This is a genomic window from Acidovorax sp. Root219 (assembly GCF_001428665.1).
Classification (GTDB): Bacteria; Pseudomonadota; Gammaproteobacteria; order Burkholderiales; family Burkholderiaceae_C; genus Acidovorax.
Genome location: NZ_LMIJ01000013.1, coordinates 38,310 through 51,945, shown reverse-complemented (window position 1 = coordinate 51,945; position 13,636 = coordinate 38,310). Strand labels below are relative to the sequence as shown.

Below are 13,636 nucleotides of genomic sequence, written 5' to 3'. Positions count from 1 at the left end.
GCTGCTCATCGGGATGCGGCCACCGTGACCGCGATGCCCGACATGATGAGCGCCGTGCCGATGAAGTAGCTGGGGGCAAAGCGCTCACCGAAGAAGAAGCGGCTGGCCAGCGGCACGATGACGAAGGCCAGGGCCATGAAGGGGTAGACCTTGCCCAGCTCGGCCTTGCGCAATATCAGCACCCAGCCAATGGAGGTGATGCCGTACAGCACCATGGTGGCAAAGAACACGGCCAGGGTTTCGATGGCGAAGAAGCTGCCGGTCTTGTTCATGGAATTGGCGCTGACCTTGAACAGGATCTGGCCGATGGCGATGCCCACCACACAAAGGATGGTCAGAAGATAGACGTACATGGATCGGGATCTCGGGTGGGAGTGATCGGGCAGGGGCCCGGCGATGTTAAAGGAGCCGCAGGGCGTAACGCTCGGACAGGGTCGTGGCCATGATGTAGAGCGAAGCCAGGGCGAAGGTGGCCGTGAGCACGTTGGCCACGGTCCGGTGGGTGGGCGAGGCCGCATGGCCCATGGGCCCCAGCGCTGTGGCGCCCAGCAGGGCGGGCACAATGAAGTAGCGGCCCTGGACGCCGCTGATGATGGCCACCGGGTAGTCGTTCCAGCTGATGGCCAAGGCCAGGAAGACCAGGACGCAACTGGCCAGCGCCACGAGCAGGAGCAGCGCACGGGCAGCCGCATCACGCCGCAGCCAGCGCGCCGACCCGAGGGTCGCGGCCAGCGCAACCGCCAGGCCATACCAGACGGCCTTCATCGCATCCTTGGTGATGGACGCATCGAGCCAGCCCATCATGCCGACGAAGGAATAGGCGTAGAAGTACCCGGTCTTGCCGTCCAGCAGCGTATCGAGGACGAGGCGGGTGAAACCGAGTGGGTGCTGCAGATAGATCGCCAGTATCTCGATGGTTGCGTGGTTGCGCACCAGGCGCGCGTCCGCCGTGGTGGCGATGCCGTAGAGCGTCCAGCCGGCGCAGGCCGCGCACAGCGCGATCCAGGCCAGCAGGTGCGCGGCCGAAAACCTGCGCACCAGCAGCCACAGGGGCAGCAGCAGCAGGGGGGCCAGATTGACGCGGGAAGTCACGAGCAGGACGATGCAGGCATAGAGCGCGTATTCCTGCAGCGGGTTCGCGTCGCTGCGGGGGGCCATGCAGCGCACCGAGAACAGTGCGGCCAGCAGCAGCGCTGCGGCGATGCTCAGCCCGTCGATGGTGGGCGAGATGATCTGGAACATGGCCATGGGCATCAGCACCAGCGCGCGCACCAGCAGATTGGGCGTGAACAGCCGCCACGCCCATGCGATCAGGCCCAGGGCTGTGGCCGCCACCAGCAGGCGCGTCAGCTCGTAGCTTGCGCGCATCGACAGGTCGAGCGCGCGCGCGGTGCGCAGGCCCAGCGCGTGGGGCAGGTAGATGAAGGGCGCGTAGTAGCCCGTGCCCACGGCGTTGACGAACAGGTCCTTGTGCGCCCAGCGCTCCCCCGCGGCCTGGGCCATGAGTGCGCTGGCCGAAGCCGCGTAGTCGCGCTCGGTGCCGGAGATCGCCCGCATGCGCGACGTGAACGCCACGAAGTTCCGGTCCACATAGCCGCCCTGGTTGCCGAACTCGTCCGGCTCATCCTTGCGCAGGGTCCACTGGCCGTGGGCGATCATGTCGGCGCGCAGCAGGTGCACATTCTCGTCAGGCGACTGGAAGGCCGGTACCAGCCGCATCAGGCCCCATGCCACCACGAGCGCCAGCAGCAAGCCGCCCACCAGCGCAGGCAGGCCTGCCGTGCGCAGGTCGATGCGGGATTTCAGGTGGCGCGTCCCGGTGCGCGCGGCGGTGGCCTGGACGGAAACACCCATCCTTCAGCCATTCTTGGCGAGATCGATCTTCCTGTGCAGCACCTTGTGCAGCGGCTTCTGGGGCACCGAGGCGATGTCGTGCCCGATGAAGGCCAGCAGCAACTGCAGGCCGGCAATGACGGGCAGGGCCGCCAGCATCACGGTGCCGGCCGACGAGTAGGACTGGTGGGCGCTGGAGCTGATCCAGTGCAGCAGGCCGAAACAGGTGCCAAAGCACAGCAGCAGCAGGCCCAGCGGCAGCTCGATGGAGGCCAGCGACATGTCGCGCAGGTAGTAGTTGTAGAAGATCCGCTTGCTGAAGTTGCGCAGGTGCTTGACAGTGAACTCGGGCAGGATCTTGCTGATCTTGAGGTTGCTTTCCTCGTCGGCGTAGTGCGCGTTCATGGGCACGTCCACCACCACGGCGCGCAGGGTGTTCAACCTGAACAGCATGTCCGTCTCGAAGAAGTACCTGCGGCTGATCTTGTCGAACGGCAGGTGGCTGGCCACGCGCGCGTGGATGGCCGTGTAGCCGTTGGTGGGGTCGAACACCTGCCAGTAGCCCGACGAGATCTTGGTCAAAAACGACAAGGCCGCATTGCCGAAGATGCGCATGCGCGGCATCTGGTGGATCTCTTCGAGGTCGAAGAAGCGGTTGCCCTTGGTGTAATCGGCCTCGCCGTTCAAGATGGGGGCGATGAAGCCGGGCAACAGGCGCGGGTCCATCTGGCCGTCGCCATCGACCTTGACGATGATGTCGTACCCCGCCTCGATGGCGCAGCGGTAGCCATGCATCACGGCGCCGCCCACACCCAGGTTCTCGGGGTTGAAGACCACCTGCACGCGCGGATCGGTGCAGTGCTGCTGGATAAAGGCGCCGGAATTGACCGGGCATTTGTCGTCCACCGCAAAGATGCCCTGCACCTCGGGGCCGATGCGCTCGATGACGCCCAGCACGTGGGCCGTGACCTTGTAGCAGGGAATGACCACCGCGACACGCACGGGCGCCGGGGAAACCGAGAGGGAAAGGGGGGCAGTGATGGTCAGAGGGGTGGAAATGCCGTTCATGCCTGGACCAGCGCCTCCCGGGTGATCAGCAGCACCTGGTCTTCGCCGGCGCTGGTGTCGATCCAGTAGACCGGCAGGCGTGGGAAGGCAGCTTCGAAATGCTCGCGCTCGTTGCCGATCTCCAGCAGCAGCACGGCGTTTTCGGCCATGCGCGAAGGCGCATCCTTGAGCAACTGGCGGATGAAATCCATGCCGTCCGCGCCCCCAGCCAGGGCCAGCTCGGGCTCGGCCCGGTACTCGGCCGGCAACTGGGCCATGCTGGTGGTGTTGACGTACGGCGGGTTGCACAGGATCAGGTCCCAGGGGCCGGGCAGGGCGGCGAGACCGTCCGACAGCTGCAGCGTGATGCGATCCTGCAAACCGTGGCGTTCCACGTTGATGCGGGCCACGTCCAGGGCATCGGGCGAAATGTCGGCGCCCGTCACGGCAATCTCGGGCCAGGCCATGGCGGCCAGTACCGCCAGGCTGCCGTTGCCGGTGCACAGGTCCAGCACCCGGTGCGTGTGCTCGCCCAGGAATTCGTCCACGCTGCCGTCGGCCAGCAACTCGGCAATGAAGCTGCGCGGCACAATGGCGCGCTCGTCCACGTAGAAGGACACGCCTTGCAGCCAGGCTTCGCGCGTGAGGTAGGCGGCGGGCTTGCGGGTGCTGATGCGCTCGTCCAGCAAGGCCTGCACCTCGCGCAGTTGGTCCGGCGAGACATCTTGGCTGCTGATGGAGCCGGGCTCGTCCGACAGATCGCTGTCCAGGGGCAGGCCCAGGCGCCACAGCACCAGCCAGGCGGCCTCGTCGTGTGCGTTGGCGGTGCCATGGCCGAACGCGAGGCCGGCCGATGCCAGCAGGGCGGCGGCGGACTGCACCACGGCACCCACGGTGCCCCCGTTCAGCACCGCGCTCATGCCGGCACCGCCGCAGCCGCGAGGGCCTGGGCATGCAGGTTGTCCAGGGTGCGGCGGTAGATGTTGGTGAGCGGCTCGATGTCGGCCACCACGATGTGCTCGTCGATCTTGTGGATGGTGGCGTTGGGCGGGCCCATCTCGATCACCTGGGGGCAGACCTGGGCGATGAAGCGCCCGTCGCTGGTGCCGCCCGTGGTGGACAGTTCGGTGGTGATGCCCGTCTCGGCCAGGATGGCCTGCTGCACCGCCGTGACCAGTTCGCCCGGTGTCGTCAGGAACGGCTGGCCGCCCAGGGTCCAGCGCAGCTCGTAGTCGAGGCCGTGCGCGTCGAGCACGGCGTGCACGCGCTGCTTCAGGCCCTCGGCCGTGGACTCGGTCGAAAAGCGGAAGTTGAAATCCCACACCACCTCGCCCGGGATGATGTTGGTGGCACCGGTGCCGCCATGCACGTTGCTGACCTGCCAGCTGGTGGGCGGGAAGAAGGCGTTGCCCTGGTCCCATTCGGTCGCGGCCAGTTCGGCCAGCGCTGGCAGGGCCTGGTGGATCGGGTTGCGTGCCAGTTGCGGGTAGGCAATGTGGCCCTGGATGCCGCGCACCGCGAGCTTGCCCGACAGCGTGCCGCGCCGGCCGTTCTTGATCATGTCGCCGGTGCGCTCCACCGAGGTCGGCTCGCCCACGATGCAGTAGTCCAGGCGCTCGCCGCGTGCGCTGAGCTGCTCGACCACGACCTTGGTGCCATCCACCGAAGGGCCTTCCTCATCGCTGGTGAGCAGCAGGGCCAGGGTGACATGCGGTTCGGGCGTTGCGGCCAGGAAGTCTTCCACGGCCACCACGAAGGCGGCGATGGAGGTCTTCATGTCGCTCGCACCGCGGCCAAACAGCTTGCCGTCACGGTGCGTGGGCACGAAAGGGTCGCTGGTCCATTGGCTGAGCGGGCCGGTGGGCACCACGTCGGTGTGGCCGGCAAACACCAGGGTCTTGGCGGCAGCCCCATTGGCACCCGCCCGGCGGGCCCAGAGGTTGCTTACGCGAAAGTTGTCAGGGCCGCTGTCGATGCGCTCGCACACGAAGCCCAGGGGGGCGAGCCGTGCTGCCAGCACCTCCAGGCAACCCGCGTCGTCGGGGGTGATGGAGGGCAGGGAGATCAGCTGTTCGGCCAGGTGCAGGGTACGGGACATCGCAGGCAAATAAAGGACAAAGACAAAAAGAACATGGGGGCGCTGCGCGCCTCCGCCTCAGGCGGCTGGCTTCACGTCCAGCACGATCTCGGTGAACGAGGGCATGTCATCGGGCGTGTCGCGCGACTCCTTCTGCGCCTTGGCGGCATTGGCCGCCAGCGAGAAGTCGTTCTGCAGTCGCCACATCAGGTTGGTGGGCGAATCGGCGAAGGCCATGCCTTCCTTCTTGTCGATGCGCTTGTCCATGATCATGCGCGCCAGGTCTTCCTCGAAGGTCTGCGAGCCTTCGGCCATGGACTTTTCCATGGCTTCCTTGACGCCGCCGAAATCGCCCTTTTCGATCAGGTCGGACACCAGCTTGGTGTTGAGCATGACCTCCACGGCCGGCAGGCGGCCCCCATCCAGGGTGCGCACCAGGCGCTGCGAAATCACGGCCTTGAGGGCCGAGGCCAGGTCGCCGAGCATGGTCGGGCGCACTTCCACAGGGTAGAAGGACAAGATACGGTTGAGCGCGTGGTAGCTGTTGTTGCCGTGCAGCGTGGCCAGGCACAAATGGCCCGACTGGGCGTAGGCGATGGCTGCAGACATGGTTTCGCGGTCGCGGATTTCGCCGATCAGGATCACGTCGGGTGCCTGGCGCAGCGCGTTCTTCAGGGCAGTCTGCAGCGACTGGGTGTCGCTGCCGATCTCGCGCTGGTTGACGATGGATTTCTTGTTGCGGAACTGGTATTCCACCGGGTCCTCGATGGTGAGGATGTGGCCGGTGAGCACCTCGTTGCGGCTGTCGATCATGGAGGCGAGCGAGGTGCTCTTGCCCGAGCCCGTGGCGCCGACCATGAGGATCAGGCCGCGCTTTTCCATGATCAGCTCGGTCAGCACCGGGGGCAGTCCCAGTGTGCTGATTTCGGGAATCTGCTGCGAGATGAAGCGGATCACCACCGCATAGCTGCCGCGCTGGCGCATGGCGCTGATACGAAAACGCCCCACGCCCGAGAGCGGCACGCCCATGTTGAGCTCGCCGGTCTCTTCGAGCTCTTCGATGCGGTCGGGCGTGATGATCTCGGACAGCAGGTTGCGCGGCGCATCCGGCGGCAGGATCTGGTTGTTGATCGGCACGCACTCGCCGTTGATCTTGATCAGCGCCGGAGCATTGGCCGACAGGTAGACGTCCGACGCCTTCTTTTCGCTCATCAGGCGAAGAATCCGCTCCATCGTACTCATGGTGTTTCCCCTCTCATTGTCGGTCTGTCTGCCGGCGCTGGCCGTGCGTGCTGGTAGGCGCTGCGGGACTGGAATCAGTCGCGCAGCAGGTCGTTGATGCTGGTCTTGGAGCGGGTCTGCGCGTCCACCTGCTTGACGATGATGGCAGCATACATGCTGTAGGGCGCGCCATTGGCCGCCGTTTTGGGCAGGTTGCCGCTGACCACCACCGAGCCCGTGGACACGCGGCCATAGCTGATCTCGCCGGTGGCACGGTTGAAGATCGGGGTGCTCTGGCCCAGGTACACACCCATGCCCAGCACCGAGTGCTCTTCGACGACCACGCCTTCGACCACTTCGGAGCGCGCGCCGATGAAGCAGTTGTCCTCGATGATGGTCGGGCCGGCCTGCAGGGGTTCCAGCACGCCGCCGATGCCCACGCCACCCGAGAGGTGCACGTTGGCGCCGATCTGCGCGCACGAACCCACGGTGGCCCAGGTGTCGACCATGGTGCCTTCGCCCACGTAGGCTCCGATGTTCACGTACGAGGGCATCAGGATCGCGCCCTTGGCGATGAAGCTGCCGCGGCGGGCCACGGCTGGCGGCACCACGCGCACGCCGGTGGCCTTCATCTCTGCTTCGTTCAGGTGGGCGAACTTGGTCTGCACCTTGTCATAGAAACCCAGGTCGCCGGCCTTGACGACTTCGTTGTCCTTGAGGCGGAAGGACAGCAGCACGGCCTTCTTGATCCACTGGTGCACTGTCCACTGCCCCACGGCCTCGCGGGTGGCCACGCGCAGGGTGCCGTTGTTGAGTTCGGCAATGACGTGCTCGACGGCATCGGCTATTTCCTTGGGGGCTGCGGCAGGCGAGATGGTGGCGCGGTTCTCCCACGCGGCGTCGATGATGTTCTGGAGTTGTTGGGTCATGGTGTCAGACAGTACGAGATTGGATGAATTGGACGATGCGCATTGCGGCCTCCGCGCATTCTTCGGCTTCGGCCACCAGGGCCATGCGCACGCGCTGGGCGCCGGGGTTGGCACCACCGGACTCGCGGGCCAGGTAGCTGCCCGGCAGCACGGTGACATTGTATTGAGCCAGAAGCTCGCGGGCGAACTCGGCGTCGGTCATTTGCAGGGCGTCGGGCACCTTGGCCCACAGGTAAAAGCCCGCATCGGGCAGGGCCACGTCCATCACGCCGGCCAGCAGCGGCGTGACCTGGGCAAACTTCTTGCGGTACAGCGCGCGGTTCTCGGTCACATGCTGCTCATCGCCCCAGGCCGCGATGCTGGCGGCCTGCACGATGGGACTCATGGCGCTGCCGTGGTAGGTGCGGTACAGCAGGAAGGCCTTGATCAGCTCGGCGTTGCCGGCCACGAAGCCGCTGCGCAGCCCGGGCACGTTGCTGCGCTTGGACAGGCTGGTGAAGGAAATCAGGTTCTCGAAGTCCTTGCGGCCCGCCTGGATGGCGGCCTGCAGGCCGCTGAGCGGCGGCTCGTCACGGAAGTAGATCTCGCTGTAGCACTCGTCCGAGGCAATGACGAAGCCATGCCGGTCGCTCAGCGCAAAGAGCTTCTGCCACTCGTTGAGCGGCATCACTGCGCCCGTGGGGTTGCCGGGCGAGCACACGAAGAGCAGTTGCGTGCGCTTCCAGACCTCGGCAGGCACGCTGTCCCAGTCCACCGCGAAGTTGCGCGCGGGATCGCTCGGGGCGTAGTAGGGCGTGGCGCCGGACAGCAGGGCTGCACCTTCGTAGATCTGGTAGAACGGATTGGGGCAGACCACGACCGGGTCGGGCTTGGTCGGGTCGACGATGGTCTGGGCAAAGGCGAACAGCGCCTCGCGCGAGCCGTTGATGGGCAGCACCTGGCTGGCCGCATCGAGCTTCAGGGCATAGCGCTTGTGCAGCCAGGCGGTGAAGGCCTCGCGCAGGCGCGGCTCGCCGGCCGTTGCCGGGTAGCTCGCCAGGCCATTGAGGTTGTTACTGAGTGCGTCCTTGATGAACTGCGGTGTAGGATGGCGCGGCTCCCCCATGCCCAGGCTGATGGGGGAATACTGGGCCGGTGGCGTCACTCCGGCAAAAAGCTTGCGCAGCCTCTCGAACGGGTAGGGCTGCAGGTGGGAAAGCAGGGGGTTCATGGGGCACCATTATGGGTGATGCCGTGCACGCAAGCCGGTGCGCGCCGTCACAAGGCCGCCTTGTCGGGCCACCTTGTCAATCCGGCGTAAGAGCGCGTATCTAGTATCGCGGCAAAGCCCGCTGCGGCCTATAACGATATTGGAGACAACATGGCAGGATTCCTTCCCTTGCGGCCTGGGCTGTGGTGGATGCGCCGGCTGCGCCTTCCCGGCAAGCTGGCCACGCTGGCCGTGCTCATCGCCTGCACGCTGGCGGCAGCGTTGCTGGGGGCCCCCATGTGGGTGGACCTGGCGGGCGCCGGGGTGGTGCTGTATGCGCTGCTGGCGCTGTACCTGAGCCTGGTGGATGACATGGCGGCCCTCTCCGGCGCCATGGCGCGCATCACCGATGGCGACCTGTGCGTGCACGCCGGCACGGGCGGTACCGACGAGATGGCGCAGATGGCCCAGGCGCTCGATGCCATGGTGCTGCGGCTCTCGTCCATGGTGGCCGACATCCGCAGCAACGCCGCGCTGGTGGCCCATGCCGGCCAGAGCCTGGCGCATGGCAACCGCGAGCTGGCCGACCGCACCGAGCAGCAGGCCGCCAACCTCGAAGAAACCGCCGCCAGCGTGGAGCAGCTGTCGTCCACCGTGCAGAACAACGCCCAGACGGCCCAGGGCGCCGACCAGCGCGCCGGCCAGATGCGCCAGGCAGCCGACACCGGCGCCGAGGCCATGGGCCGCGCCGTGCAGTCGGTGCAGGCCATTCAGCAGGGCGCGCGCCGCATGACGGAAATCATCGGCACCATCGACGCGATCGCCTTCCAGACCAACATCCTGGCGCTCAACGCGGCGGTGGAGGCAGCCCGGGCGGGGGAGCAGGGCCGCGGTTTTGCCGTAGTGGCCTCCGAAGTGCGCATGCTGGCCAAGCGCTCGGCCGATGCCGCGCGCGAGATCCGCGACCTGATCAATGCCTCGGTCACGCAGGTGGAGGCCAGTGCAGGCCTGATCCGCACCGCAGGCGAGGGCATCACCGACATGGCCGGCGGCATGCGCAGCGTGGCGGCCAGCATGTCCGAGATATCCAGCTCCAGTGCCGAGCAGAGCACGGGCCTGCGCGAGATCAGCAGCGCCGTGCAGCAACTCGACCAGATCACCCAGCGCAATGCGCAGATGGTGAGCCAGGCGGTGGGGCAGGCCGAGGCGCTGGAAAGCCGCGCCTCCACGCTGTCGCGCGCGGTGTCGGCGTTTCGCCTGCAGCAGGGCACGGCCGAAGAGGCGGTGGCCCTGGTCAAGCGCGCCGCAGCCCTGCACAAGGGCAGCTCGCGGGACCAGTTCCTGGCGCGCATCACCGACAAGAGCCAGCCCTTCAACGACCGGGACATGTATGTCTTCGTGCTCGATGCCGGCGGCACCTACCGCGCCTTTGGCGGCAACCCGGCCAAGGTGGGCACCCGGGTGCAGGACATTCCCGGTATTGACGGTGACCGGTTGATGGCAGAAATTGCGGCCCAGGCAGACATCGGACCAGGCTGGGTGGAGTACGACATCACCAACCCGGCCAGCGGCGCGGTGCAGACCAAGATGTCGTTCGTGGAACGTGTGGGAGACCTGTACCTGGGCTGCGGCGTGTACAAGGCACTGGCCGCACGCTGACGCCTTCCGGGCCCGAACCGCCTAGCGCTGTGCGCGTTGCTCCCGGGCGCGGGCCATGGCGGCGGCAATGGCCGCCTTGCGCGCCTGGGCTGCGGCATCCGCCGCGCTGGCCGTAATGGCTGCAGCATCGGCTGGCGCGGCAGCCTCTTCGTCGTCCAGCTCAGGCGTGCCTGCGGCCACCCGTGCCTTGTGCACCGCATAGCGCCCGCGCGCCTGGTCCGCCAGCTGCGGGCTCCACGCGGCCCAACCCGTGGCCCGGCCGGTCACGGTTTCCAGGCTGATGCAGTCCACCGGGCACACGGGGAGGCACAGCTCGCACCCGGTGCAATGCGGCTCGATCACGGTATGCATGCGCTTGTTGGCGCCGACGATGGCATCCGTCGGGCAGGCCTTGATGCACAGCGTGCAGCCGATGCACCAGTTCTCGTCGATCACGGCCAGGGTGCGCGGCGCCTCCAGGCCATGGTCGGCACTCAGCGGCAGCACCGGCTGGCCGGTGAGGGCCGCCAGCCGGGCGACCCCTTCGGCCCCGCCGGGGGGGCACTGGTTGATGGGCACCGCCTCGAAGGCGATGGCCTGCGCATAGGCCGCGCAATCCGGGTAGCCGCAGCGGGTGCACTGCGTCTGCGGCAGAGCGGCGTCGATGCGCGACGCCAGCGCATGCGCAGCCGGCCCTGCAGGCGGTGAAGGGAGGGGTGTGCGAGCGTCCGGCTGCGGATTCAAGCCTTGCGGGCCGCCGTGGTGCGGCGGGTGCGTGGTGCCGGCGCTGCGGTGACGGCGGCCTTGGCGGTGGGCACGGCGTCCGGCTCGGGCGCGGCGGCGGCCCCGGTGGCGGGTGCGGCTTGCACTGCTGCCTTGGCCGGCGCAGGCACGGCCTTCACGGCCACCACCGCCGGTTTCTTGGGGGCAGCGGCCTTGGCCGCCGGCTTCACGGCCGCTTTGGCGGGCGCCGCCTTCTTCACTGCCGGTTTGCTGGCGACTACCGCCTTGCGGGGAGGCACGGGCGGGCTGTCGTCCGGCAGTTCGGTCACGGCGACAGGGCGGGGCGCCTTTTTCTGGGGCACCTCGTGCGCGAGGATGAATTTGCGCACCTCGGGGTACACGATGTCGCGCCAGCGCCGGCCGCTGAAGATGCCGTAGTGCCCGGCGCCCTTGGCTTCCAGGTGGCGCTGCTCCTTGCGCACGATGCCGGTGCACAGGTCGTGCGCGGCTTCGGTCTGGCCCGAGCCGGAGATGTCGTCCAGCTCGCCTTCCACCGTGAACAGGGCGGTGGTGGTGATGTCCTGCGGGCGCACGCGCTCGACCTTGCCTTCAGGCGAGCGCACGTCCCAGGTGCCATGCACCAGGTTGTAGTCCTGGAACACGGTCTTGATGGTTTCCAGGTAGTAGTCCGCGTCCATGTCCAGCACGGCGTTGTATTCGTCGTAGAACTTGCGGTGGGCCTCGACGCTGGCATCGTCGCCCTTGATCAGGTCCTTGAAGTAGTCGTAGTGGCTCGTGGCGTGGCGGTCCGGGTTCATGGCCACGAAACCCGTGTACTGCAGGAAGCCTGGGTACACGCGGCGCCCGGCACCGGGGAAGTTGTCGGGCACGCGGTAGATCACGTTGTTCTCGAACCACTCGTAGCTGCGGTTCATGGCCAGGTTGTTCACCGCCGTGGGCGACTTGCGCGCATCGATGGGGCCGCCCATCATGGTCATGGTCAGCGGGGTCTTCTCGCCGCGGCTGGCCATCAGCGACACGGCCGCAAGCACCGGCACCGTGGGCTGGCAGACACTGATGACGTGGCAGTTGCCATAGGTGGCCTGCAGGTGGCGGATGAACTCCTGCACGTAGTTCACGTAGTCGTCCAGGTGGAACTCGCCTTCGGACAGCGGCACTAGGCGGGCGTTCTTCCAGTCGGTGATGTAGACCTTGTGGTCCTTGAGCATGGTGCGCACGGTGTCGCGCAGCAGCGTGGCATAGTGGCCCGACAGCGGCGCCACGATCAGCACCACGGGCTGTGCCTTGATCTTGACCAGGGTATCGGTGTCGTCCGAAAAGCGCTTGAAACGGCGCAGTTCGCAGAACGGCTTATCCAGCTCGATGTTTTCGTGCACGGCCACGCCCACGCCGTCCACGTCCACCGTATGGATGCCGAAGACCGGCTTTTCGTAGTCCTTGCCCAGGCGGTACAGCAGATCGTAGCCCGCAGACATGCGCTGCGCGAACGTCGTCTGGCTCAGGGGCGACATGGAGTTGCTGAAGAGCTTGGACGCCGCTTGCGCAAAGTCGGTGAGCGGCTCCATCAGGGAGCGCTGGGTTTCGTAGATCTGGTAGAGCATGGGGTCGAAACTCCGTTATGTTGCAGTGCAATATAGCAGCACTTGGTTACCTCTGCATGCGGGATAACCACCTAGGCCCAGTCGCGTTGGTGACAGCGCTGTCCAACAACCGGACATGGGCCGGGGCAGTGCAGCTGTGAAAAGCTTCGCTGCTATGATTTTGTTCAGAAAAACCCTGCCCGCAACCAGGCCCCCCTGTCCGCGCCACGCGTGGTGCCTGCTCAACCGTTGTCCGCCAGCCAGGATTCGAAGGCCTCGCGCGCCACGTTGCGCAGCGCGGGGCGGAACTGCGTGCGGTTGGCCAGGTACAGGCAGTGCCGTATCACCGTGTAGGGGTTGAAGCTGCCCTGGGGGTTCTGCTCCTCGAAGTGCTGCTTGTAGCGCTTGACCGTGCCCACCGTCTCCCGCATCAGGGTGTTGAAGCGTGCGCGGGTGATGCCGGGTGACCAGGCCTGGATATCGTCCACGAAGCTGTCCACCTTGGAAGGATCGAACTCGAAGTCCTTGAAGAAATGCGTGGCGATCTTGAGGAAGGTGAAGGCATTGAGCTCGCTGCCCAGGGAGGAGTACTTGGGTGCCGTGGCGGCATCGCCGTCCATCTCCGCGCCCACTTCCTCCGTCTCATCGGGCGCCTGCAGCAGTTCGGCGGCCGTCTCGTCGCGGATCTGGCGGAACTCGCGGTCGGCCAGTTCGAACAGGGCCGAGAGCACGTTGATGCGCCGCTTGAGCTGCCCGGGGATGGACTTCTTGTACTTGATCTTGTGGTCCAGCACGCTCCAGGAGTCCTGGATGATGGTGCGCACCTGCAGCTCGAAAGGCTGGTCGGCATGCACCGCCAGCGCCGGCAGATCGCGCTGGCCGGGGCGCAGGTCCAGGTGCAGGCCCTTGTAGCCAAAGGAGGCCTCGGTGCTTTCCACGGCGGAGGCCTTGTCGGTCACGTCGATCACCGCAAAGTGGCTGCGCACGATCTGCGCCACCTTTTCCAACTCGTCCTCGTACAGGCAGACCACGCGTACGCCGACCAGATCGGTGATCCAGTGCTGGATCTCGTAGGGGGTGTTGCTCTCTTCCAGGCCGGGCCGGTACTTGCGCGCAAACTTGCGGATGCATTCGTCCACGTCCTTCACGCGCCCCTCTACCTTGGACACATCCACGCTGCGGGCATCGCCCACCACCCCGGCGATGGCGGCGGTGAAGGCCGCGCACGCCTCCTCCAGCACGGGTTTCTGGGCTGCGTAGAACGCACGGAATCGGGACTCTTCCCGTTCAAAATCAAGCGATGCCATGGTGGGGTCTGCAAAGAGGCGGGTGGTGCCGGGAATGCGAAAGAAATGCCACGCGAACGATACCTGCATTC

12 protein-coding genes are annotated in these 13,636 nt (G+C 66.5%); 1 reads left to right on the top strand and 11 read right to left on the bottom strand.

Translation table 11 applies throughout. The features are described 5' to 3' along the window. Positions 1-5 precede the first annotated feature (5 nt). The 8 genes from ASE28_RS15430 to dapC form a co-directional block, all read right to left on the bottom strand. Positions 6-353 carry a hypothetical protein gene (locus tag ASE28_RS15430; RefSeq protein WP_057204336.1) on the bottom strand — a complete coding sequence of 116 codons (348 nt, stop codon included), beginning with the start codon at positions 351-353 and terminating at the stop codon, positions 6-8. Positions 354-399: 46 nt separating this feature from the next. After that, a complete protein-coding gene (locus tag ASE28_RS15425) occupies positions 400-1,854 on the bottom strand; it encodes a DUF2142 domain-containing protein (protein WP_057204337.1) in 1,455 nt (484 codons plus the stop codon). Positions 1,855-1,857: 3 nt separating this feature from the next. Beyond that, entirely contained in the window at positions 1,858-2,901 is a 1,044-nt protein-coding gene (locus tag ASE28_RS15420; RefSeq protein WP_057267382.1) for a glycosyltransferase family 2 protein, read from the bottom strand. Then, entirely contained in the window at positions 2,898-3,800 is a 903-nt protein-coding gene (gene prmB, locus ASE28_RS15415) for a 50S ribosomal protein L3 N(5)-glutamine methyltransferase (protein WP_057204341.1), read from the bottom strand. Before prmB ends, ASE28_RS15420 begins: the two co-directional genes overlap by 4 nt. Further along, the gene (gene dapE / locus ASE28_RS15410; protein WP_057204342.1) at positions 3,797-4,978 is read right to left on the bottom strand and encodes a succinyl-diaminopimelate desuccinylase; all 1,182 of its coding nucleotides are present in this window, start codon (positions 4,976-4,978) and stop codon (positions 3,797-3,799) included. Before dapE ends, prmB begins: the two co-directional genes overlap by 4 nt. A 57-nt stretch (positions 4,979-5,035) precedes the next feature. Continuing rightward, positions 5,036-6,199, bottom strand: a complete 1,164-nt coding sequence (locus ASE28_RS15405) for a PilT/PilU family type 4a pilus ATPase (RefSeq protein WP_057267381.1) — start codon at positions 6,197-6,199, stop codon at positions 5,036-5,038. Between the two features lie 74 nt (positions 6,200-6,273). Then, positions 6,274-7,107, bottom strand: coding sequence for a 2,3,4,5-tetrahydropyridine-2,6-dicarboxylate N-succinyltransferase (gene dapD, locus ASE28_RS15400; protein ID WP_057267380.1), 834 nt, complete (start codon positions 7,105-7,107; stop codon positions 6,274-6,276). Between the two features lie 4 nt (positions 7,108-7,111). Beyond that, entirely contained in the window at positions 7,112-8,317 is a 1,206-nt protein-coding gene (dapC, locus tag ASE28_RS15395) for a succinyldiaminopimelate transaminase (RefSeq protein WP_057267379.1), read from the bottom strand. Positions 8,318-8,467: 150 nt separating this feature from the next. On the opposite strand from dapC, the gene ASE28_RS15390 reads away from it, so the two are divergent. Further along, the gene (locus ASE28_RS15390) at positions 8,468-9,955 is read left to right on the top strand and encodes a methyl-accepting chemotaxis protein (RefSeq protein WP_057267378.1); all 1,488 of its coding nucleotides are present in this window, start codon (positions 8,468-8,470) and stop codon (positions 9,953-9,955) included. A 21-nt stretch (positions 9,956-9,976) separates the two neighbouring features. Here ASE28_RS15390 and ASE28_RS15385 read toward each other — a convergent pair whose 3' ends face one another. From ASE28_RS15385 to ASE28_RS15375, 3 genes are all read right to left on the bottom strand, one after another. Next, positions 9,977-10,678 (bottom strand): RnfABCDGE type electron transport complex subunit B, encoded by a 702-nt coding sequence (locus ASE28_RS15385; protein ID WP_082604335.1) that lies wholly within the window; start codon positions 10,676-10,678, stop codon positions 9,977-9,979. After that, positions 10,675-12,279, bottom strand: coding sequence for a polyhydroxyalkanoate depolymerase (locus tag ASE28_RS15380; protein ID WP_057267377.1), 1,605 nt, complete (start codon positions 12,277-12,279; stop codon positions 10,675-10,677). Before ASE28_RS15380 ends, ASE28_RS15385 begins: the two co-directional genes overlap by 4 nt. A gap of 221 nt (positions 12,280-12,500) precedes the next feature. After that, entirely contained in the window at positions 12,501-13,565 is a 1,065-nt protein-coding gene (locus tag ASE28_RS15375) for a GTP pyrophosphokinase family protein (protein ID WP_057204433.1), read from the bottom strand. Between the last annotated feature and the right edge of the window lie 71 nt (positions 13,566-13,636).

Coding starts and splice junctions, on each gene's coding strand:
- ASE28_RS15375 (WP_057204433.1), bottom strand. CDS start 13,565: ATGGCATCGCTTGATTTTGAACGGGAAGAGTCCCGATTCCGTGCGTTC.
- ASE28_RS15425 (WP_057204337.1), bottom strand. CDS start 1,854: ATGGGTGTTTCCGTCCAGGCCACCGCCGCGCGCACCGGGACGCGCCAC.
- ASE28_RS15420 (WP_057267382.1), bottom strand. CDS start 2,901: ATGAACGGCATTTCCACCCCTCTGACCATCACTGCCCCCCTTTCCCTC.
- dapD (WP_057267380.1), bottom strand. CDS start 7,107: ATGACCCAACAACTCCAGAACATCATCGACGCCGCGTGGGAGAACCGC.
- dapE (WP_057204342.1), bottom strand. CDS start 4,978: ATGTCCCGTACCCTGCACCTGGCCGAACAGCTGATCTCCCTGCCCTCC.
- ASE28_RS15405 (WP_057267381.1), bottom strand. CDS start 6,199: ATGAGTACGATGGAGCGGATTCTTCGCCTGATGAGCGAAAAGAAGGCG.
- ASE28_RS15430 (WP_057204336.1), bottom strand. CDS start 353: ATGTACGTCTATCTTCTGACCATCCTTTGTGTGGTGGGCATCGCCATC.
- dapC (WP_057267379.1), bottom strand. CDS start 8,317: ATGAACCCCCTGCTTTCCCACCTGCAGCCCTACCCGTTCGAGAGGCTG.
- ASE28_RS15390 (WP_057267378.1), top strand. CDS start 8,468: ATGGCAGGATTCCTTCCCTTGCGGCCTGGGCTGTGGTGGATGCGCCGG.
- ASE28_RS15380 (WP_057267377.1), bottom strand. CDS start 12,279: ATGCTCTACCAGATCTACGAAACCCAGCGCTCCCTGATGGAGCCGCTC.
- prmB (WP_057204341.1), bottom strand. CDS start 3,800: ATGAGCGCGGTGCTGAACGGGGGCACCGTGGGTGCCGTGGTGCAGTCC.